Annotated in this window: 19 protein-coding genes; 10 read left to right on the top strand and 9 right to left on the bottom strand. The window is 71.2% G+C overall.

All coding sequences use genetic code 11. The features are described from left to right. Positions 1-227: 227 nt before the first annotated feature. Together ACFZB9_RS07550 and ACFZB9_RS07545 are read right to left on the bottom strand one after the other, a co-directional pair. Positions 228-1,556, bottom strand: coding sequence for an aminopeptidase C (locus ACFZB9_RS07550; protein WP_391444567.1), 1,329 nt, complete (start codon positions 1,554-1,556; stop codon positions 228-230). A gap of 218 nt (positions 1,557-1,774) precedes the next feature. Continuing rightward, entirely contained in the window at positions 1,775-2,617 is an 843-nt protein-coding gene (locus ACFZB9_RS07545) for a hypothetical protein (protein ID WP_391444565.1), read from the bottom strand. Between the two features lie 352 nt (positions 2,618-2,969). On the opposite strand from ACFZB9_RS07545, the gene ACFZB9_RS07540 reads away from it, so the two are divergent. From ACFZB9_RS07540 to ACFZB9_RS07530, 3 genes are all read left to right on the top strand, one after another. Next, positions 2,970-4,142, top strand: coding sequence for an acyl-CoA dehydrogenase family protein (locus ACFZB9_RS07540; protein WP_391444563.1), 1,173 nt, complete (start codon positions 2,970-2,972; stop codon positions 4,140-4,142). 26 nt (positions 4,143-4,168) lie between these two features. Beyond that, positions 4,169-5,014, top strand: coding sequence for a fumarylacetoacetate hydrolase family protein (locus tag ACFZB9_RS07535; RefSeq protein ID WP_391444561.1), 846 nt, complete (start codon positions 4,169-4,171; stop codon positions 5,012-5,014). A 118-nt stretch (positions 5,015-5,132) separates the two neighbouring features. After that, entirely contained in the window at positions 5,133-6,050 is a 918-nt protein-coding gene (locus tag ACFZB9_RS07530) for a VOC family protein (RefSeq protein ID WP_391444559.1), read from the top strand. 118 nt (positions 6,051-6,168) lie between these two features. Here ACFZB9_RS07530 and ACFZB9_RS07525 read toward each other — a convergent pair whose 3' ends face one another. After that, positions 6,169-7,512, bottom strand: coding sequence for an MFS transporter (locus ACFZB9_RS07525; protein WP_391444557.1), 1,344 nt, complete (start codon positions 7,510-7,512; stop codon positions 6,169-6,171). Between the two features lie 344 nt (positions 7,513-7,856). On the opposite strand from ACFZB9_RS07525, the gene ACFZB9_RS07520 reads away from it, so the two are divergent. Next, a complete protein-coding gene (locus tag ACFZB9_RS07520) occupies positions 7,857-9,596 on the top strand; it encodes a pyruvate dehydrogenase (RefSeq protein WP_391444555.1) in 1,740 nt (579 codons plus the stop codon). A gap of 98 nt (positions 9,597-9,694) precedes the next feature. On the opposite strand, the gene ACFZB9_RS07515 is transcribed toward ACFZB9_RS07520, so the two are convergent. Next, the gene (locus tag ACFZB9_RS07515; protein WP_391444553.1) at positions 9,695-10,051 is read right to left on the bottom strand and encodes a nuclear transport factor 2 family protein; all 357 of its coding nucleotides are present in this window, start codon (positions 10,049-10,051) and stop codon (positions 9,695-9,697) included. Positions 10,052-10,170: 119 nt separating this feature from the next. On the opposite strand from ACFZB9_RS07515, the gene ACFZB9_RS07510 reads away from it, so the two are divergent. Next, a complete protein-coding gene (locus ACFZB9_RS07510; RefSeq protein ID WP_391444551.1) occupies positions 10,171-11,019 on the top strand; it encodes a helix-turn-helix domain-containing protein in 849 nt (282 codons plus the stop codon). A gap of 167 nt (positions 11,020-11,186) precedes the next feature. Here ACFZB9_RS07510 and ACFZB9_RS07505 read toward each other — a convergent pair whose 3' ends face one another. Further along, positions 11,187-12,041 carry a hypothetical protein gene (locus ACFZB9_RS07505; protein ID WP_391444549.1) on the bottom strand — a complete coding sequence of 285 codons (855 nt, stop codon included), beginning with the start codon at positions 12,039-12,041 and terminating at the stop codon, positions 11,187-11,189. A 299-nt stretch (positions 12,042-12,340) separates the two neighbouring features. Between ACFZB9_RS07505 and ACFZB9_RS07500 the strand changes: the two genes are divergently transcribed. Beyond that, a complete protein-coding gene (locus ACFZB9_RS07500; RefSeq protein WP_391444547.1) occupies positions 12,341-13,432 on the top strand; it encodes a vWA domain-containing protein in 1,092 nt (363 codons plus the stop codon). A 160-nt stretch (positions 13,433-13,592) separates the two neighbouring features. Here the strand turns inward: ACFZB9_RS07500 and ACFZB9_RS07495 are convergent, their stop codons facing one another. Beyond that, positions 13,593-13,886, bottom strand: coding sequence for a DUF1330 domain-containing protein (locus ACFZB9_RS07495; protein WP_391444545.1), 294 nt, complete (start codon positions 13,884-13,886; stop codon positions 13,593-13,595). A gap of 116 nt (positions 13,887-14,002) precedes the next feature. On the opposite strand from ACFZB9_RS07495, the gene ACFZB9_RS07490 reads away from it, so the two are divergent. Further along, entirely contained in the window at positions 14,003-14,977 is a 975-nt protein-coding gene (locus tag ACFZB9_RS07490; protein WP_391445173.1) for a LysR family transcriptional regulator, read from the top strand. A 215-nt stretch (positions 14,978-15,192) separates the two neighbouring features. On the opposite strand, the gene ACFZB9_RS07485 is transcribed toward ACFZB9_RS07490, so the two are convergent. Continuing rightward, on the bottom strand, positions 15,193-16,203 hold the full coding sequence (locus tag ACFZB9_RS07485; protein WP_391444543.1) for a helix-turn-helix transcriptional regulator: 1,011 nt from the start codon (positions 16,201-16,203) through the stop codon (positions 15,193-15,195). Positions 16,204-16,366: 163 nt separating this feature from the next. On the opposite strand from ACFZB9_RS07485, the gene ACFZB9_RS07480 reads away from it, so the two are divergent. Continuing rightward, a complete protein-coding gene (locus ACFZB9_RS07480; RefSeq protein WP_391444541.1) occupies positions 16,367-16,789 on the top strand; it encodes a VOC family protein in 423 nt (140 codons plus the stop codon). A 172-nt stretch (positions 16,790-16,961) separates the two neighbouring features. Beyond that, positions 16,962-18,056 (top strand): winged helix DNA-binding domain-containing protein, encoded by a 1,095-nt coding sequence (locus tag ACFZB9_RS07475; protein WP_391444539.1) that lies wholly within the window; start codon positions 16,962-16,964, stop codon positions 18,054-18,056. Between the two features lie 229 nt (positions 18,057-18,285). On the opposite strand, the gene ACFZB9_RS07470 is transcribed toward ACFZB9_RS07475, so the two are convergent. Beyond that, a complete protein-coding gene (locus tag ACFZB9_RS07470) occupies positions 18,286-18,843 on the bottom strand; it encodes a GNAT family N-acetyltransferase (protein WP_391444537.1) in 558 nt (185 codons plus the stop codon). Between the two features lie 203 nt (positions 18,844-19,046). Further along, a complete protein-coding gene (locus tag ACFZB9_RS07465; protein ID WP_391444535.1) occupies positions 19,047-19,796 on the bottom strand; it encodes a DUF4232 domain-containing protein in 750 nt (249 codons plus the stop codon). Positions 19,797-20,110: 314 nt separating this feature from the next. Between ACFZB9_RS07465 and ACFZB9_RS07460 the strand changes: the two genes are divergently transcribed. Continuing rightward, entirely contained in the window at positions 20,111-20,950 is an 840-nt protein-coding gene (locus ACFZB9_RS07460; protein ID WP_391444533.1) for a helix-turn-helix transcriptional regulator, read from the top strand. Positions 20,951-20,984 lie beyond the last annotated feature (34 nt).

Raw genomic sequence — 20,984 nt, 5'->3', positions numbered from 1 at the left:
CCGCCCCCGCGGGCCCCCCCCGGGCCCCCCCCCCCCCCCCCCCCCCCCGCCGGGCCCGGGGGGGGGGGGGGGGGGGGGCGGGGGGGGGGGGCGGGCCCCCCCCCCCCCCCCCCCCCCCCCGCTGCTCATGGGCTCGGTCGGCGGGGCGGGCCGGGCGAGGCTGCAGCCCGGATCAGGGCCGGGTCAGGGCCGGGTCAGGGCCGGATCAGGGCCGGGCTCGGGCCCGCTCAGTCGGCGAGGGCGCCCATCGGGTCCCACGCGGGCAGCACGATCGGCGGTTGGCCGAGGGCGGCGGCCAACTCCGGTGGCAGCGCGGAGCGGCGGACCGCGATCTCGAAGACGTGCTCGCCGAACCACGAATCGTTCATGGTCCAGAAGCCCTTGTCGGCCTTCTCCTCGCCCCAGCTGTTCTCCACCCGCCAGCGGCGCGGGCTGCCGTCCAGCACGTCGACGCCGGTGAACAGCATCGCGTGGGTCATGCTCGTCTCGTGGTGGAGCAGCCGAGTGGCCTTGTCCATGGTGAACGCGGTGTCGTAGACGGCCGCGTAGTCGAAGAGGGCGGCGTCCCAGACGCCGGCGTCCGCGCGCATCATCTTCGACACGTCGCAGCCGAACCACACCGGCTCGCCGCCGACGATCGACTCCATGGCCAGCTGCTTCAGCAGCTCCATCCGCACGTTGAGGTAGACCACCGGCGGGGCGTCCACGACGTTGCCCAGGTACTCGACGGTGAAGGTGCGGCCCACCGGGCTCGACTCCCGCGGGTCGTGCACCAGGCAGACGTACTCGTCCAGCGGGAGTTGGACGTAGGAGGCGGCGAACTCCGCCGGAGTGAGCCAGCCGTCGCGGTGGAACTCCTTGTCCTTGTCCTCCCACTGCCACAGGAAGCGCTGCGGCGGCGTGCCGAGGTGGATGCTGATCACCCGGTGCACGGCGGCCAGGATCTCCCGCTTGGTCTTGCGCCGCGCTTCGACTCCCTCGGCGGCCTGATCGCGCAGGTCACGGGCGCCTTGGCGGAGCAGGGTCTTCAGCGCGCGGTTCATCGCCCGGGTCGCGGAGGAGCTGTCGGTCTCCGGCATGGCCGACTTGGGCACCAGGCCGTGCTTGGCGACCAGCGCCACGAACATGTTCCACTGGCCCCCGTCGCTGATCGGGCTCTCCAGCAGGTGCGCCACGGTGCGGTCGTCCACGTCGCGGTCCGAGGTCTCGATGACCGCTTCGAGGAAGTGGTTCGCCCGCTCGAACTTGTCCCACCACAGCAGGTAGTTCTGGGAGAACTCGAAGTCCTTCACGCCCAGCTTCCGAGCGGCCCCGACCCGCAGCAGGTTGAGCCCGGCGAACATCCAGCAGCGGCCGCTCTGCTTCTGGTTGGTGGCCGTCCAGTCGTCCAGGTGATGGGAGACCGAGTGGTCGATGCCGGTGAGGACCCGCCGGTCCAGCGCGACATCGTCCACCGGGGTCCGGGTGACCGCGTTCTGCATCAGCCGGTTCGCCGGACGGGCCGCGAACTCCTCCTCGATGAGCTGGAGTTGATCGGGCGTCAAGCTGCGGTCCATGGCCTGGTGGGAGCGATCGTTTCCGAGGGGCACAGCAGTCTTCCTCCAGTTCCCGGTGGTTCGTGCGAGGAGCGCGCCCTCACCGTTGCACGACCGTTCAGCCATAGTCAACGGAGGGAACGGGAGCAGCAGGTCAGCGGGGGTGTGGTCGGCCGGGGCCGGCTGCCACGCGGATCTCTCGCCCCCGCCCGGTGGCAGCCGGTTCTCCCATCGACCGCTCAGACGCTGGCGGCCTGGTGGAACTTGCCCATGTCGATCACGTTGTCGGCCGGCGGCGCCTGGGCGTTGACGGGGACGCCGAAGTTGCTGAAGCTCATGTGGTCGCCGGAGTCGGAGTTCGCCTGGAGCGGGTAGGGCTGGCCCTGGGCGGAGATCCAGACGTCGGTCTTGGTGCCGTCGCTGCCGTCGGTGACGTGGAGGACGAGGGCCGGCTGCCCGTTCACGGTGTCGGAGCTGCCCTTGGTGACCGAGGAGTTGTCCTTGGTCATCTCACTGGTGAGCTGGGTGAGATCGCAGAGGTCGGCCATGTCCTTCAGGTCGGGGTCGCTCGCCGTACCGGCGAGCCAGCGGCCCTTGAAGAGCTCCGCCACCTGGGCGCCGTTCGCACCGCCCATGGTGGTCCAGAACTTCGTGTCCGGCTTCATCCAGACGTTCTGCCCGATGCGGATGATGTCCGTGGAGCCCTGGGAGCCCATGCTGGCGTTGCCGGTGCAGTTCCCCTGGGTGTCGAGCATCATGCTCACGACAATGGGCTGGCCGGAGTCGCTGCCCTTCATGTCGAACTTGACCGACTTGGCCGCCTGCAGGGCCGTGGTGGCCTGCTGGAGGACCTGGGTGCCGGACAGCGCCGACAGGTCGGGCCCGGACGGCGACGGGGACGTGGCGACGGACGGGGATGCCGACGGGGTGACGGACGGTGCGGCCGAACTGGCGATCGCGCTTGCCGTGGCCGGTGCCGACGCGGCGGACTTGGCGGTGCCCTTGTCGGAGCCGCAGGCCGTGAGGCCGAGTGCGAGCGCCGTGCAGGCGAGGGCGATCTTGAAGGTGGGGCTGGTGCGCACGAGTCTTCTTTCAAGCAGGTGGTGGCTGATAGCGCCACACAAACTGGCCAGAAAGCTACCAGGATCAGCCGACGAGATTCTCATCGGCTCATCCGTCACGTCGCCGCTGACGAGCCCGCAGTACGCCCGCGGCTCCGGGCCGTGCCACCCGCGAGGCCGACGCGGTGGTGCGCCCGGAGTCGGACCGCCCCGCCCGGCGATCCGCGCGTCCCGTTGACGGCGCCGATGGAGGCGTTGCCGGCGGAGACGTTGCCCAGGGTGCGCGGCTGCGGACAAGTCGTAGGCGGTATCGCCATAATCATCAAGGGGAACGGAGCCGGGGATCGTGAACGAGCAACGGTGAGGAGGACGGATGACGTCACGCGACGAGCTGGTGGCCCGCGCGGTCGCGCTGCAGCCGCTGCTGCGCGAGCACGCCGCCAGGACCGAGACCGACCGGCGGGTGCCGGAGGAGGTGGTCGAGGCGATCGCGCGGGCGGGTCTGTTCCGGCTCGGCACGCCCAGACGCTACGGCGGGCACGAGGCCGGGATGCGCACCCTGCTGGAGGTCTCCGCGGCCCTGGCGGAGGGCGACGGATCCATCTCCTGGGTGGTCAGCCTGGTCAACGCCTGCAACTGGGTGGCCGGCCTGTTCCCGGTCCGGGCCCAGGACGACGTCTTCGGGGCGGATCCGGACGCCCGGGTGACCGGCGTCCTCGCCCCCACCGCCACGGCGCTCGCCGTGGACGGCGGCTGGCGGGTCAGCGGCCGCTGGTACTACAACTCCGGTTCCTGGCAGTCGACCTGGGCCGTGCTCGGGGTCCCCCTGGCCGACGCCGCCGGCGACGTCGTCGACCACGCCGTGGTCCTGATACCGCGCGAGGACCTGAAGGTGGAGGACACCTGGTTCGTCGCCGGTATGAAGGGGACAGCGAGCAACTGCCTGGTGGCGTCCGAGGCCTTCGTGCCCGCGCACCGGGTGCTGTCGGTGCCCGCGGCGATCGCGGGCGAGTTCGCCACCGAGTACAAGGACGAGCCGTTCTACCGATCCGGCTTCGTCCCGGTCCTCGCGCTCACCCTGGTCGGCCCCCAACTGGGCCTGGGCAGGGCGGCGCTGGACCACGTGGTGGCGAACGCCGCCCGCAAGCCCGTCGCGAACACGGTCCACGGGACGCAGGCCGAGTCGGTCGCCCTCCAGATGAAGCTCGCCGAGGCGGCGCTGAAGATCGAGACCGCGCGGCTGCACGCCGAACGGACCGCCGACGCGATCGACCGGGCCGCCGCGCTGGGCCGCTACCCGGACCTGGCCGACCGCGCCCACTTCCGCGCGGCCACCGCCTGGGCGGTGCAGAACACCCTGGAGGCCATCGGCGTCCTCCTCGACATCCACGGCGCCGGGGCCTTCGCCGAGGCCAACCCCCTGCAACGGATCTGGCGCGACGCCAACACCGCGGGCCGCCACGCGCTCGCCGCACCCGCCGTCGGCTACGAGGTCTACGGCAAGGCACTGCTCGGCATCGACGACACCATCACCCCCCTCATCTGACCCCACCCTCCTCAGGAGCTCCCACCATGCGCATCGCCAACCTCGACAACCGCCTGGTCCTGCTGACCGACGACGCCTTGGCCGTCGACGTCGAACGGGCCAGCGCAGGGCGCTTCTCCAGCGACCCGCAGCAGGTCTACTCCCAGTGGGCCCCGTTCCGTGCCTGGGCCGAGCAGGCCGAGCTGCCGCAGGGCACCCCCTTCGACCCCGCCGAGCTCGGCTCCCCGGCCCCGCGTCCCGGCCAGCTCCTCGGCATCGGCCTCAACTACCGTGCCCACGCGGACGAGACGGGCTTCACCGTCCCGGACACGCTGCCGCCGGTGTTCACCAAGTTCGGCTCCAGCATCACGGGACCGGTCACCCGGGTCCGGCTGCCCGAGGGCGGCCACACCGACTGGGAGGTCGAACTCGTCGTCGTCATCGGCGCCCAGGCCCGGCAGGTCGACGCCGAGTCCGCCTGGCAGCACGTCGCCGGCCTGACCGCCGGTCAGGACCTGTCCGAGCGCATCACGCAGATGGCCGGCCCCGTGCCGCAGTTCAGTCTCGGCAAGTCCTTCCCCGGCTTCACCCCGATGGGTCCGTGTCTGGTCACCCCGGACGAACTCGCCGACCCCGACGACCTGGAGCTCGGCTGCGCGGTCAACGGGGAGAGCGTCCAGAAGGGCCGCACCCGGGACCTGATCTTCTCCGTGCCCGCGCTCGTCGCCAAGCTCTCCGCCATCCTCACGCTCCAGCCCGGCGACGTCATCTTCACCGGCACCCCGTCCGGTGTCGGCCTCGGCCGCACCCCGCAGCGGTTCCTGGCCGACGGCGACGAACTCGTCAGCCACATCAAGGGCATCGGCGAGCTGCGGCAGACCTTCCACCGCTGAACGCGGCACCGCACCAACACCGTTCAGGAACACCACCGTTCAGGAAAACCACCGTTCAGGAAAACCACCGTCCAGGAAAACCACCGTCCAGGAAAACCACCGAGACCGGGAGTCCTGCATGGCCCTGCACCGTCTCTCCTCCGTCACCATGGGCGTCCCCGACCCCGCCGCCACCACGGCGTACTACACCGACTTCGGACTCACGCCCGCCGAAGCCGGCTGGTTCGCCACCGGTGACGGCGGCAGGCAACTGCGCATCGTCCCGGCACCGACCCGCCGGCTGGTGGAGCTGTGCGTGGGCGTGGACAACGCCGATGACCTCGAAGCCGCCCGGGCGCGGCTGGCACAGCTGGGCGTGCCCACCCACCGCGCCGGCGTGGAGCTGAGCGTCGTCGAGCCCGTCACCGCCGTGCGCGCGGTCCTGCGCACGGAAGCGCGGAGCGGCCAGCCGGCGACCCCGCCGACCCCGTACAACGGCCCCGGGCGCATCGAGCGCCCGGGCGTCCGCGCCCCCGGCATCCTGCGCAGCGGCCCGGTCCGGCCGCGCAGGCTCGGCCACGTGGTCCTGGGCACCACCGATCTCGCCGCCACCGCGGCCTTCTTCCGTGACGGTCTCGGCTTCCTCGTCAGCGATGTCCTGGGACAGGCCGGGGTGTTCCTGCGCTGCTCCACCGACCACCACAACCTCCTGCTCCTGCACGCCCCCGTCGCCTTCCTGCACCATACGTCCTGGCAGGTCGAGGACGTCGACGAGATCGGCCGCGGCGCGATGGCCATGTTGGAGGACCACCCCGAGCGTCACGTGTGGGGGCTGGGGCGGCATCTGATCGGCTCCAACTTCTTCTGGTACCTGAAGGATCCGGCCGGCAACTTCAGCGAGTACTACGCGGACCTGGACTGCATCCCCGAGGACCAGCTGTGGACGCCCGAGGTCTTCGAGGGGGCCAGGAGCCTGTTCAGCTGGGGCCCGCCGCCCCCGCCCTCCTTCCTCGCCCCCGAGGACCTGGCCGACCTGATGGCCGGCTCGCACACCTGACCGGCCCACCGGCCCACCGGCCCACCGGCCCACCGGCCCGCGGTGTTCGCGAGTACGCCGAGGAGCATCCCGGGCCGTTCGCTGCGTGAGGCCTGCCGCGCGAAGTCGTGAACGCCGCTCAGCCCGGGAGCTCGCCGCTGGCGCGCCTCGGCCACCTGCCCCACCCGCGGGCCCTGCCCTGGGCTCCGCTCAGGCGCCGGTAGCCGGCGCCCACGGCCAGGGCCGCGGCGACCGACACCAGCCCGCCGACGGCGAGGCCGGCGCGGGCACCGGACTGCTGGGAGAGCCAGCCGATGAACGGCGCGACCAGCGGGGTCGTGCCGAGTGAGGCGAGTGCGTAGCCGCTCATCACGCGCCCGCGCATCTCGTCGGCGCTGCCGAGCTGGAGACGGGTCTTGGCGGCGTTCATCAGCAGGAGCATGGTCGCCCCGGTCGGCAGGAGCAGGAGCAGGAAGGACGGGTACGAGGGCATCAGGGCGGTCGCCGTCTCCAGGAGACCGAAGGCGACCCCGAAGGCCACCAGGTCGTGCCGCGAGGGCGGTCGTCGCCAGGCCGCGATCAGCGAGCCGGCGACCGCGCCGAGGGCCAGGGCGGTGGGGCCCAGGCCGAAGGTTCCGGCCCGGGCGTGGAACGCCTTGGTCGCCATCAGCGCGGTGGTGATCTGGAAGTTCATGCCGAATCCGGCGGCGAAGGCGACCAGGAGCAGCGGGAGGCCGAGGTCCGGGTGGTCGCGGACGTAGCGCAGCCCCACCCGGAGCCCACCGCCGGCGGCCCCGGCGGCCGGTCGCGTGTGCAGGGTGGCGGTGTCCGTGCGCAGCAGGGCGGCGAGGACGACGGCGTAGGACAGGGCGTTGAGGAGGAACGCGGGGCCGATGCCGAAGAGCCCGATGACCGGGCCGGCCAGTGCGGGGCCGGTCATCCGGGCGAGGTTGAAGGCGGTGCTGTTCAGGGCCAGGGCGTTGGGCAGGTCGTCGGCGCCGACGGCCTCGGCGATGAACACCTGCTGGGTCGGCTGGTCGACGGCCAGGGTCAGGCCCACGGCCAGGGCGAGTGCGTAGACGCTGCCCAGCGTCACGGTGCCGCTGATCGTGAGCAGTCCCAGGGTCAGTGCCAGCGCGCCCAGGGTGGCCTGGGTGGTGAGCAGGATCCGGCGTCCGGGGTAGCGGTCGGCGATGACCCCGCCGTAGGCGCCGAGCAGCAGCAGCGGCAGGAACTGCAGCGCCGTGGTGATGCCGAGGACCGTTCCGTCCCCGTGGGTGAGCTTGAGGACGAGCCAGTCCTGGGCGACCCGCTGTATCCACGTTCCGGTGTTCGAGACCGCCTGGCCGGTGGCGTAGCGCCGGAAGTTCGGATTGCGCAGGGCGCCGTGCAGCAGTCCGGGCCGCCGGGTGCCGGAGCGCCGCGTGCCGGAGTGCAGCCGTGCGGATTCGTCGCGGCCGATGGGCCGTCCCCATGCGGGCAAGTCCCCGTCCTCCACTGAGGGCCATGGCGAACACGCGTTTCCGGGCCGGGGCGTGCCCGACCTGGGAGGTGACGTGGCGATGGCAGTGGCGGGTGTCCCTCGATCGTCCCGTCGACACCCGGGTCCCGTGTGTTGTATCAGGCCCCCTGGTAGCACCATGGGATCTTCATACTTACGCGGCGTGCCGCTGCGGCACCTGGGACTTCTGACGCTGTGACGGCCGCCGAGCCGCGTGTCGCCCACTGGTGCGGCACCGATGCCCGGCCGACACTGGGTCAGCCCGGCGCCGATCGCGCCCCGGGCCCGACCGGCGGATCGACGGACAATCGACGGACAGGTGGTGCGTGGTGGCGAGCAGTGTGGCCGAGCAGATGGTCGAGGTGCTCCGGCAGGCGGGCGTGGAGCGCGTCTACGGCGTGGTGGGCGACAGCCTGAACCCCGTGGTGGACGCGATCCGCCGCACCGAGGGGATCTCCTGGGTGCACGTGCGCAACGAGGAGGCGGGCGCCTTCGCGGCCGCGGCGGAGGCCGAACTGACCGGGCGGCTCGCGGTCTGCGCGGGGTCCTGCGGCCCCGGGAACACCCACCTGATCCAGGGCCTCTACGACGCCCAGCGCAGCGGCCTGCCGGTGCTCGCCCTCGCCTCGCACATCCCGTCCGCGCAGATCGGCACGGGGTTCTTCCAGGAGACCCACCCCGAGCGGGTCTTCGTCGACTGCAGCGGGTTCTGCGAGATGGTCTCCAGCCCCGCGCAGCTGCCCCGGCTCCTGCGGGTGGCGGTGCAGCACGCGCTCGGCGCGCGCGGTGTCTCCGTGCTGGTCTTCCCCGGCGACGTGGCCGCGCTGCCCGCGGCCCGCCCCACCGGCAGCGGCGCGTTCCTCACCGAGCGCGGCGTGCTGACCCCACCGCCCGCCCAGGTGGCCGAGCTGGCCCGCCTGCTGAACGGGGCCCACAAGGTCGCGCTGTTCGCCGGCGCGGGGGTGCGCGGGGCGCACCCCGAGGTGATGGAGCTGGCCGGCGCCCTGCTGGCCCCGGTGGGGCACTCGCTGCGCGGCAAGGAGTGGATCCAGTTCGACAACCCGTACGACGTCGGAATGAGCGGACTGCTCGGCTACGGCGCCTGTCACGAGGCGCTGCACGAGGCGGACCTGGTGCTGCTGCTCGGCACCGACTTCCCGTACGACTCCTTCCTGCCGCAGGCCCGTACCGTGCAGATCGACCACGACGCGACCAGGCTCGGGCGCCGCACGCCGCTGGAGCTCGCGGTGCACGGCGACGTGGCCGCCACGCTGCGGGCGGTGCTGCCCGGGCTGCGGCCCAGGTCCGACCGCGGCTTCCTGGACGGACTGCTGGCCAAGCACCTCAAGGCGCTGGAGTCGGTGGTCGGCGCGTACACCAGGGAGATCGCCGAGCACCTGCCGATCCACCCGGAGTACGTGGCCTCGGTGCTGGACGAAGTGGCCGCCGAGGACGCGGTGTTCACCGTGGACACCGGCATGAACAACGTCTGGGCGGCCCGCTACCTGACCCCGAACGGGCGCCGCCGGGTGATCGGCTCCTTCCTGCACGGCTCGATGGCCAACGCGCTGCCGCACGCCATCGGCGCCCAACTCGCCGCGCCCGGTCGCCAGGTGGTCTCGATGTCCGGCGACGGCGGGATCGGGATGCTGCTGGGCGAGCTGCTGACGCTGAGCAAGTACCAGCTGCCGGTGAAGACCGTGGTCTTCAACAACGGCGCGCTCGGCATGATCAAGCTGGAGATGCTGGTCAGCGGCTACCCCGAGGCGGAGATCGACAACGGCGCGGTCGACTACGCGGCCATCGCCCAGGCGGCCGGGGTGCGCGGCTGGCGGGTCACCGAGCCCCGGCGGGTGCGCGAGGTGCTCGCGGAGGCACTGGCACACCCCGGGCCGGCCCTGGTGGACGTGGTGACCGACCCGAACGCGCTCTCCATCCCGCCGCACATCACGGCCGCCCAGCTGAAGGGCTTCGCGCTGGCGGCGGGGCGCACCGTGCTGGCGGGCGGGGTGGGCCGGATGGTCGACCTGGCGCGCAGCAACCTGCGCAACATCCCGCGCCCCTGAGCCCGAGTGCCGGGCGGGGGAGGAGCGATCAACCGCCACCGGGGCCGAACGGTGGACGCCGCACGTCCAGCGGAGGCCGGCGTCCGGGAAACCGACCTTCACACCTGGTTGTTCCACATGCGGAACATGGTGCACCTGCCGTTCTTGTCGAACGTCACGGTCCACAGGTTCGCGAAGGTCCCCAGTGCCTTGTAGCGGCCGGTGCCCTCGATCGCCGCGGTGTCCCCGTTGATGGTGAGGAGGGACCACTCGAAGTCCCAGCCGCCCTCCTGCCACGGTACGCGGCCGAGCCAGCCGTCGATGATCGCCTCACGGCCGACCCAGTCGGTCTCGTAGGGCCATTCGTGGTACTCGGCCCGCGGGGTGAACAGCGCGGCGATGTCCTTCCTGCTGCTGGTGGTCCAGGCCCGCACGTATCCCTCGACCCAGGCGCGTACCTGCTGCTCGGTCACCATGTGCTGCTGCCCTTCGTCCGTCGGCCGGTCCCACCAGCATGTGCCGGATCGTGGGCAAGCGGCAGGACGGGTCTTCCGGGGTGCGGCACTCCCAGGAACGGGCGACGTACGATCCGGACATGAGCGGCAACGAACTGGGTGAATTCCTGCTGGCGCGGCGCTCCCGCCTCAGCCCGGCCGATGTGGGGTTTCCCCTCTCGCGAGCCCGCCGGGTCAGCGGACTGCGACGCGAAGAGGTCGCCGTCCTGGCCGGAGTCAGCGCCGACTACTACGCCCGCCTGGAGCAGGGCCGCGAACGGCATCCCTCCGGCCAGGTCCTCGACGCCCTCGCCCGGGCCCTGCACCTGGACTCCGACGCCTGCTGGCACGCCTACCGCCTGGCCGGACTCGTACCGAGACCCGAGGCTCCCCGCCCGGATGAGGAGCGGGTCGCAACGGAGCTCCTGCGGCTGATGGACTCCTTCCCGGCGGCGGTGGCCTACGTGGTCAACCGGCGCCTGGACATCCTTGCCGCGAACGCCCTGGCCGACGCCCTGCTCTCCCCACTCGCGGACCCGCGCGGCATGGTCCGCTCGCTGTTCTGCGATCCCGCGGCCCGGGAGCTGTTCGCCGACTGGCACGCCGTGGCCCGCGACACCGTCGCCGCGCTGCGGCTGGCCTACGGCCATCAGCGGCACGACCCCCGCACGGCCGCCCTGATCGATGAACTCATTGCCGAGAGCGAGGAGTTCGCCGTGCTGTGGAGCCGCCAGGACGTCGGCCGGCTGGGCAGCAGGACCAAGACCTTCCATCATCCGCGGGCGGGGCGGCTGACCCTCGCCTACCAGACCTTCGAGGTACAGGACGCACCCGGCCAGTACCTCCTGGTCGGCACCGCCGACCCCGCAAGTCCCGACGCCCACCGCCTGGCCCTGCTCGATCCACGCAGAGCCGTGGGCGCCCAGCTCGCCACAGCCGGTCACCGGTAGCGGGATCGACCAACGACCAGGGCAGCGCCGCCGACTCTCCGGGCCGCCGGCGCCCCCGGCGCCACGCCCCCACTGCCCGCCGGGGAATCCCGGCGCCGCTCCGGCAGTGGGGTGTGCTCGCGACCTGGGCGCTACGGCCGGAGCGCGTCGTCGAGCGCTCCGTCACCTCACCCGGTGGTCGGGAGGCCGATCGGGTTGACCGACGGAAGCTCGGCCCGACAGCGGGTCGCGATCGGGCGCAGCGCGGCGGCGAGTTGGTCCAGCTCCCGCCGCTCGAAGCCCGCCCAGACGCGGGAGGCGCAGAGGTCCGTGGCGGCCTCCAGCGTCGCGTGGCGGGCCCTGCCCTCGGCGCTGATCGTGCCGTCGGGGCGCAGCCACCCGCGCTCGGCCAGCCGTGCGGTGGCGGCCTCCCACTCCTGGTCGCTCCAGCCCCTGATCGGCTGGAGCGTCTCGCGCGGGATGTCGAGCGAACAGCGGACGACCAGGGCCTCGCAGCCGTCGAGTCCCTCGGCCACCAGCGCCGCCACGTGGCCGTCGCCCCGGTGTTCGCGCAGCACCGTGGCGGCGTGCCACAGGCGGGCGAGGTGGCCCTCAGGACGCGGCAGCGCCGCGTTGGCGGCGGCCAGCACCCGCCCGCCGCAGTCCAGTTGGTCGAGCGCGCGCTCCAGCAGATCGGCCGAGCGCTCGATCGACTCCGGGTCGACCGTGTCCAGCACCCGTTCCAGCGCGGCCGTCGAGCCCTCCAGCCGGGCCTTGAGGGCGGCGTCCGGGTCTGCCGACTGCCAGATCTCCGGCAGCGCTCGTTCGACCATGACCGGGGCGAAGTTGAAGAAGGCAGCGATCACCGGTGTCGCCTCCACCTGGCCCAGGGGAGCGGAGCGTCCTGCGAAGTAGCCGCGCCAGAAGCCCCGCAGACCGGCGGACTCGAAGGCTTCGCGGCCCTCGGGCGTGAAGTAGGTCACGGAGTGGATCGGCTCGAACAGCCACCACAGGGCGCGGGCGGGGTGCACAACCTCGGACATCGGAAACCTTCCGTCGGAGCGGGCCGCGACTCTCGCGGCCGGGGCGCGGCGGCCGGCGACTGCGCCGCTCGCGCCAAGAGGGTTGATTACCCCGGCGAGCGACGGACAATCAGCCGCGCCGGTGGTGGACCACGACCTGTGAGCGGAGCCACTACTTCTGACAGGTGCACCTGACGGGTGGTCGGCATCGATGAAACCCGGTCGGAACGCGTTGTCAGTGCCCCACCATAGTGTGGAACCAACGTCGGAGGGGGCGCCGGAAAGGCGTCAAGAAGAGCGTTGGGAAAAGGGGTACGGCCATGCCTGCGAACAGGATCAAGCACAAGGTCAATCACGTCTCGCTCGTGGTCGACAATTCCGGCTCGATGCACAGGCACGAAGCGCAACTCATTCGCGTGGTGGACGAGTTCGTGAAGGGCCTGCAGGAGGAGTCCGACCGGCTCGGCCACGAGACCCGCATCAGCCTCTACGCCTTCAATCACGAGGTCAGGAATCTCGTCTGGGACATGGACGTCAAGCACCTGCCGTCCCTGCGGGGCCTTTACGAGGTCAACAATGGTGCGACGGCGCTGATCGAGGCGGCCGTGAAATCCATCGACGACCTGAAGAACATCTGGGAGGAATACGGGGAGCACTCCTTCCTCCAGGTCGTCGTCACCGACGGCGAGGAGAACGCCTCCGGTTTCTCGGAGAGCGGCCAGATGCACACCCGGATGGCCGGCAACCGGGGCACCGCCGTCCTGCGCAAGTGGATAGGCCGCATCCAGGGCGCCATGGACAACCTCCCCGACCACTGGACCTCGGCGATCCTGGTCCCGAACTCCCTGGCCAAGCGCACCGCTCAGGAGTACGGCTTCCCGGCGGGCAACATCGCGATCTGGGACGCCGACTCCAGCAAGGGCGTCGAGGAGGCCATCGGCACCGTCAAGGCGGCGGCCACGAGCTTCCTGCGGGGCCGCGAAAAGGGCGTGCGCGGGACCAGGAACCTGTTCGCCATGGGCCAGGATCTGAGCACCGCCGAGGTGAAGGCCAATCTCGATGCCCTGGACACCGGCACGTACATCCTGATCCCGGTCGACGAGCCGACGCCGATCCGCGATTTCGTCACCCGCGCCGGGCACACGTACACGACCGGCTGCGCCTTCTACGAGTTGTCCAAGCGCGAGAAGATCCAGGGCAACAAGCAACTCGCCGTGGCGGAGAAGGACCTGACCACCGGCCGGATGACCGGCAGGGTGTTCTCGGGCCCGGCGGCCCGCCGGCTCCTCGGCCTGCCGGAGTCGGAGGTCGCCGTGAAGCCGGGCGACAACCCGTCGTACACCGTGTTCGTCCAATCGACCTCCGTCAATCGGAAGTTGGTGCCGGACACCAAGCTGCTCGTCCTCCTGTAGCCGAGAGCCGCGCTCCAGGACATACGCCGACCTTGCGCGGTCCAGCCACTCCTGGAGGTGACGGCATGACGACCTCGATCGATCAGATCGCCACCTTGGCGACGTTCGGTTCCATCTGGGTATCAGGTGACGGATGCTCAGCGATGGCTGGGCCCGCCGGTCAGTCGATGCCTTCGATGATGCGGAAGTCGCGCTCGACGCCGTCGGGGAGGGCCACCAGCGCCTTCTGGTATGCCTCGCTCTCGTATGCCGCGACGGCCTGTTCAAAGCTGTCGAACTCGATCAGAATGACGCGTTGCGTGATTCCGGCCTCGTGGGCGACGACTCGACCGCCACGGGACAGGAGGCGCCCGCCCCCAGCCCGGACAGCCGGACCGGCCAGCTTCTCGTAGGCAGTCAGCCTCTCAGGGTCGGAAATGGCGGGGTAGACACTGACCCAGTAGCCCTTGGCCATGGAAGCCTCCTGTGTTCGGCCGGACACGTCCGACTTCGAATGGACACTCAGATCGATCGATCCCGGCGACGGGTACTGCGGTCAGTGGAATCGTCATATGCGCAGGTTAGGGCGTGATGTGCGGTCGAGGGAAAGACCGGTACGGGATAGACTCAGAACGGATCGTTATCAATCGGCAGGGAGGGCATGTGGCGCCGGATACGGTGAGCCTGCGGTACTTCCTGCTGCTGGCACAGGAGTTGAACTTCACCCGCGCGGCCGCACGGATCGGCATCGCACAGCCCGCACTCAGCGCCCGGATGCGCCGCTTGGAGGCGGAACTCGGTACGGCCCTGCTGGTCCGCAACACGCGTAGCGTCGTATTGACCACGGCCGGTGCGGCTCTGGCGGAGTCCGCGCCGCCCGCGCTGGCGGCGCTGGACCGGGCATGGGACACCGCCCGGAGCGCGGCGGCCGGTGAACTGGGCACGCTGCGCATCGGATACAGCCTCAGCACCGGGGCCGAGACGGCACCGGCCCTGGTGGACAGACTGATTCGCGGCAACAGCGGACTCGAGGTCGGCGCGGTCCCGATGGCGACACCGGAGATCTCCCCCGCGGTCGCCGACGGCCGCATCGATGCCGGGATCACCCGCGGTGAACAGCCGGGCCGTGGCGTGCGCCGGTTCCTGCTGCGGCGTGGGCGCATCGGGGTCCAGCTGGCGCAGCACCATCCGCTGGCCGAACACCCGGAGATCGAGATCGCCGACGCGGCCGCGTATCCGCTGCGACTCCCGGACCGTGCGGCCAACCCCGTGATCCACGATCAGCTGTCCGCACTGTTCCGAGACACCCGACCACACCCCCGATTCCACACGCCCGCAGTCTCTTTCGACATGTCTCAGCGCGACCTGCGCGACGGGGTCACCCTCGCCCCGGCCGGAGAAGCCGCGGCCACGGCACAACCGGCCGGTCTCACCTGGCGACCACTGCGAGGCGCGCCCAGCCTGACGATCCACCTGGTCCTCCCACGCGAGCAGTCACCACTGCACCGCCGCATCCGTGCCGTCGCCAAAACCCTGGCGCACGAGCTGCACTGGCTGCCGGACTGACGCGCAAGAGGTCAAGCGAGACGGACGCCTGCGGTGGCGAGGCCGAAGACCCTGCGCCCGGCGGACTTCGCGGTGATGACGACTCCTGCTCGCGCAGGTGCAGGGCCATGGAGAGCATGGAGTCGTCGGTGACGCCGGCGCCGCCGACGCCCTCGCCTCGTCGGGAACGACCGTCGATGAGGAGACGGGACGGTTTAGCGTGGCGAGTTCCGTTCTCAGCGTGCCGCGACGGTCTCCGGTCCGGTGGCGTGGGTGGCGTGGGCGGCGTGGGCGTAGCGGGTGGCGAGGTCACCGAAGGCGGTGGCCAGTTGGGGCGGGCCGATGACCTCGATAGCGGTGTCGAAGCGGCCGATGGCGGCGGCGAGTCCGGTCCATGACCAGGAGCCGAGGATGAGCCGGCAGTGGTGGGGACCGAGTTCCACGACGATTCCGTCCTGGGCGAAGGGCGCGACGTCGGCGGCCGGGAGGTGGAGGATGACTTCGCCTCGGCAGGGCCAGTCGGTGGTGGTGCCGTCGTTGCCGCGGAACCGGCTGGTGACGAAGGTGGAGACGGTGCCGCCGGGGAGGTCGCGCGGGGTGAAGCGGGGGCCGGTGGGTGTGCGGGGCCGGATCCGGTCGACGCGGAAGGTACGCCAGTCCTCGCGGTGGAGGTCCCAGGCCACCAGGTACCAGCGATGACGCCAGGTGACCAAATGGTGGGGGTGTACGCGGCGGGCGTCATCGGCCGAGGTGCTCGGCCCCGGGGCGTAGTCGAAGCGCAGTTCCTCGTGGGCGTGGATGGCGCGGCTCAGGTCCATCAGGACCTGGGCGTCGACCTGGGGGGTTTCGCCGGCCGCCGCGGGCGGTTGGACGGCGGTGACGTGCAACAGGTCGATGCGGTGGCGCAGGCGGGGCGGCATGACCTGGCGGAGGGTGGCCAGCGCGCGGGAAGCGTCTTCGGCGACGGTGGTGCCGGCGGCCGCGGTCCGCAGCGCGACGGCCAGGGCGACGGCCTGCTCGTCGTCGAACAGCAAGGGCGGCAGGTGAGTGCCGGCCTCCAGGCGGTAGCCGCCGGCCGGTCCTTTGACGGTCGTGATCGGGTAGTCGAGTTCGCGTAGGCGGTCGATGTCACGGCGCACGGTGCGCGAGGTGATGCCGAGACGCTCGGCGAGATCATCGCCGGACCAGTCACGGGGCGTTTGAAGGAGCGAGAGCAGCGCGAGCAGCCGGGCGGACGTCTTATGCATGACACCCATACTTCCTTGAGTACCGGACACAACCTGTCCTCTACCTCTGCCATCGTGGCATAAGAGCCGCTCGGGGGGCATGACCCCTGGTCAGGGCAGCCGCCGCCGCTCGGCATTGACGGCCGACGGCGCACATGTGTCACATCAAGGCAAGGAGCAGGTCATGTCCGTCACGACCACCACTCACCTGAACTTCCGGGGCACCGCACGTGAGGCACTGGACTTCTACCAGTCCGTCTTCGGTGGACGTACTGTCGCGGTCACCTACAAGGACGCCGGCGCCGTGCGGAACGAGAGCGAGGCGGACTGGGTGATGTGGGGCGAGGTGGTCGGCGGCAACGGCTTCCACGTCATGGCCTACGACGTGCCCTCGCAGCTGCCCTGGAACCAGGGCGAGAACGCGTTCTTCGTCTCCGTGCGTGGCGACGGCACCGAGGAGATCCGCGCCCTGTGGGGCAGGCTCGCCGAGGGCTCGACCATCGTGAGTCCGCTGGAGCCCGCGCAGTGGGCGCCGCTGTACGGCATGCTCACCGACCGCTTCGGCGTCACCTGGGTCCTGGACGTCACCGCTCCGTACAACGGCTGAACCGACCGACCGACCTGACACGCCTGCGCCGTCCGGGCCGTCGCCACCACACGGGCGGCCCGGACGGCGCAGGCACCGACGATGGACAGCAGCGGAAGGAAACGGGCCACTGTGAGGATACGGAAGCCGGGACGGACCGGCATCGACGTCAGTGCCCACACGTGAGAATGCCATGACTGTCCTTGACGCCCGTACCCTCAACCGCGCCACCCTCGCCCGCCAGCACCTGCTCGGGCGCAGCGACAAATCCGTGTCGGAAGCGGTGGCCCATCTGTGCGGCCTGCAGGCGCAGGATCCTCAGGAACCCTTCACCGGGCTGTGGTCCCGCCTGTCCGACTTCGAACCCGAGCAGCTGGACGATGCGTTGACCGGCCGCGTGGTGGTGCGCACCCACCTGATGCGGCGCACCGTCCACCTGGTCACCGCCGACGACGCGCTCACCTGGCGAGCCCGCCACGACACCATGCTGCGCCAGCGAGTGCTGGGAACCTACCGGCGCGAACTGGCCGGCATCGACATGGACGAGGTCGCCGCCGCCGGCCGCGCGGTCATGGCCGACCGGCGGCCCCGCACCATGGCCGAGCTCGTACAGGCTCTCGAAGACCGCTGGCCCGGCCCACCACGCCGTGTCCTGGGCGAGCTGCTCGTCGCAGCCCTCATCCCGATGGCCCAACTCCCGCCCCGTGGCCTGTGGCACCAGACCGCCGGCGTACGCAACCTGCCGTTGAGTACCTGGCTGCAACGGGACATCGACCCCGTGCCCGCCGACGGCAGTGATCCCGTCGGACAGCAACTGCTGCGCCGCTACCTCGCCGCGTACGGGCCCGCAGCCAGCGCGGACGTACGTGCCTGGTGCGGTCTCGCCGGCCTTCCTGCCGCCATCAGAGCCGCACGGGAAGAACTCGTCGTCTTCCGTGACGAACGCGGCCGCGAACTGCTCGACCTGCCCGACGCACCCCGCCCCCACCCCGACACCCCGGCCCCCGTCCGGTTCCTTCCGGCCTTCGACAACGCAATCCTCGGCTACCACGACCGCAGCCGCATCATCGATGCCCCCCACCTCGGTCTGTCCGTCGCAGGCCACCGCACCGTCCTTGTCGACGGACGCGTCACCGCCACCTGGACCGTGCGCGACCACCGACTCCACATCAGTCCCCTGCGCCCCCTCACCGCCCTGGAACAGGAAGCCGTCCACACCGAAGCCCAGGACCTGGCCGCCTTCCTGGACAACTCCATCGAGCACATCCAACTCGACACCGAAACCTGACGATTCCCGCACTCCAGGTCCCGACGTGACGGGACCATTCGCACAACGTGCGAGCGCCGCCCGCGTGGACCGAGAGGAGTAGGTGGTGTGCGTGTTGGGCGCTCACCTCCGCGGAGCGTGCGGTGGCCGCCGCGCTCAGCGGCGAAGTGGACCAGTGTGCTTCGCCCGGGCTCCGGTTGATCCACCATGGGGCGAGGCTACTTGGACTGCTGGACCTGTCCCGACCGAATCAACCTGCCGAACCTGTGCGGTCGGAGCACTGGTCGTCGAGGATCCGCTCCCACAGCAGCCCGTCCCGCCAGCTCCCGTCGAGAAAGATCGAGGAGTGCGCGACGCCGTACGGAGTGAACCCGTTGCGGCGCAGCACCCGCTGCGACGGCAGGTTCTCCAGGTTGGTGGACGTTTCGGCGCGGTGCAACCCGAGTTCGTCCGTCATCACCCGCAGTGCGAGCCCGACGGCGTGCCCGGCGTGCCCTTGGTTCTGGGCGACGCCGGCGATCCAGTATCCGATGGTGCCACGGCGCAGGTGCGGCTGCGGGAGGATGCCTCCGACGGTGACCTGCCCGATCACCTGGCCGTCGGCGAGCACGACGCCCGGCCAGACCGTGCCGGCCCGGTATCCGGCCAGCAGGCGGTCTATCCGCTCCGCCTGGCCCTCCGGGGTGAAGAACTCGGCCGGCTGGGCCGGTTCCCACCGCCGGAAGGCCTCGACGTCCCGCGCCCGATGCGCGGCGATCAGGGCGGCGTCGGTGGACTCGATCAGGCGGATCCTGGTGCGGCTGCGCATGGGCTGATCCTCGTCGCGATGGGTCGGATGGAGACGGCAGCCTATGCGAGGCTGCCCGCGCCACGCGCCCCCGCACCCTGCCCGCTGGGCCGTCGAGCCGACCTCCCCCCGGGACTCTTCCAACTCGCCTGCCGCATCACCAGGGGAGGTCTCATCGACGCGGGGTTTGCACGGAGGGGATGACGCGTCGGTGTCCATCGGGCCTACCGGGCGACGGGCGGGCTCATCCGGACCTCGTCGCCGCAGATGGTGATCTGGGCCGGCTTGCCGCTCTGGTCCACCACCGGGACCCGGACCACGGTCTCGTCACCCGGCGCGGTCACATCGGCGGAACCGGCGGTGACCAGGCAGTTGCCGCTGTCCGGGCCCTTGCCGTTCAGCTCGGAGTAGCGCAGGGCGATCACTGCCTTCCTGCCCGCGCCCAGTGTCACCGGAGCAGGGGTGCCCGTCCCGACCCCGAGGGCCTGTGGCCCCTTGCCCACGTGGAACTCGACCTTCGGGTAGCCGGCCAGGGTGCAGCTGTCGGAGCCGGAGTTGAGGGCGACGAGTTCGGCGTTGGCCGGGTCCTTCGTGGTGGTGCCCGCATCGGCGAGATTGGTGAGCGTCCACTTCAGGTTCTGTGCGGCGCACTTGGCGCCCTGCGGGCCGCCGGAGCGCGTCGGCGCCGTGGCCCCGGCCGGTGTGGCGGAGGTCGGAGCCGTGCTCCTGGCGGGTGTGGTGGCGGACTGGCCCGCGACCGGTGTGGTGGACCCCGGTGTGGCGGACCCCGGCGCCGCGGACTGGCCCGCGATCGGTGCGGCGGACACGGGTGCGGCGGACACGGGTGTGGCGGACACCGGCGCGGCCCCGCCGGCTTTCGCCGGGGCGGCCGCGGAGCTGGAACCGCAGGCCGTCAGGCCGAGACCGGCCAGCAGCGCGGAAGCGGAAACCGTCAACAGGAAGCGCGTGCGCATGGATCCCCCCGGATCATTGGGACAGCCGATGGGCCACCTCTGCCCGGGGCCCGGCTGTGCGTACTCGGGGGAGAGGACACGGGGGAGGGCCCGGCCGGTTGCGCCTGGATGAAAATTTCCTGGGAGACACTCAGGGGCCTTTCAGGTCGCCGTCCGCGCCCGATCCCCACTCGCTCGTCCGTACGGGCATCCACCGCGGAACCTGGGGGCTCAGCACCCATGTGATCGTCGCGCACGGCTGAGATCGTTGCGGAGGCCGCACGTTGGCCGGCCGTCGTGACCGGTTCGCGGGGACGCGTGAGGAAGGGCCGCAGATGACCAGTGACATCGATTCCACCGTCGAGGCCGCGGGCCCCCTTGCGGCGGTCGCCGAGCTGTTGGTGGGACTGTCCGGCCAATTGGAGCGGTGGCAGGCCGAGCTGGCCCTGGCGCAGGCACAGGTGCGGTCCCTGACCGAGCAGAACGAGCAGAACGAGCGGAGCGGGAGCAGCGAGAGCAGTCGGCTCCGGGAGCAGGGCTGCCCGGCGACGCTGTCGTGCGAGGAGGCTGTCGGCCTGGTGGTGGCTGTGCTCGCCGGGGATACGCAGGGTGTCCGGCACGTCCGGCACGTCCGCTCGTCCGACTCGGCGTTCCTGGACCGGCTGAGGGCACGGGGCGTGGTCCGGCCGTCGCCCCGGCTGTCCGTGCGGGAGCTGCTCAGCTGCCCGGTGAGCCCGGAGGAGACGGCGTCGGGGGAGGACAACTGCCTGGTCAGGACGGTCCGGACGGTCTGGACGGAGTTGGACGAGGTCCTCATCATCGACGAGGCCATGGCGCTGATCCCCGCACCGGACGCCGTGCACGTCACTGTGGTCCAGAATCCTTCCGTGGTACGGCAGTTGGTGCTGTTCTTCGAGGCCGCCCGGGCGCAGGCGGCGCACCCGGCGGAGTCGGTGCCGATCCCGGGCACCGAGGTGGAACTCAAGCAGCGGATCGTGCGGATGCTCGCCGAGGGGGCCAAGGACGAGACGGTGGCCCGGCGGCTGGGGATCTCCTTGCGGACGTGTCGACGTCATATCGCGGAGATCCTGCACCAGTTGGGTGCATCGAGCCGGTTCCAGGCCGGGGTCAGGGCGGCCACACTCGGCGCCGTCCCGGTCCTGGGCCAACGCTAGCGGGCCGGCGGCCGGATCGAAAGGACCGGCAGCA

Source organism: Kitasatospora sp. NPDC008050, from assembly GCF_042957465.1.
GTDB lineage: Bacteria > Actinomycetota > Actinomycetes > Streptomycetales > Streptomycetaceae > Kitasatospora.
Note: the sequence above shows the minus strand (reverse complement) of the source record. Positions and strands in the feature narration are given on the sequence as shown.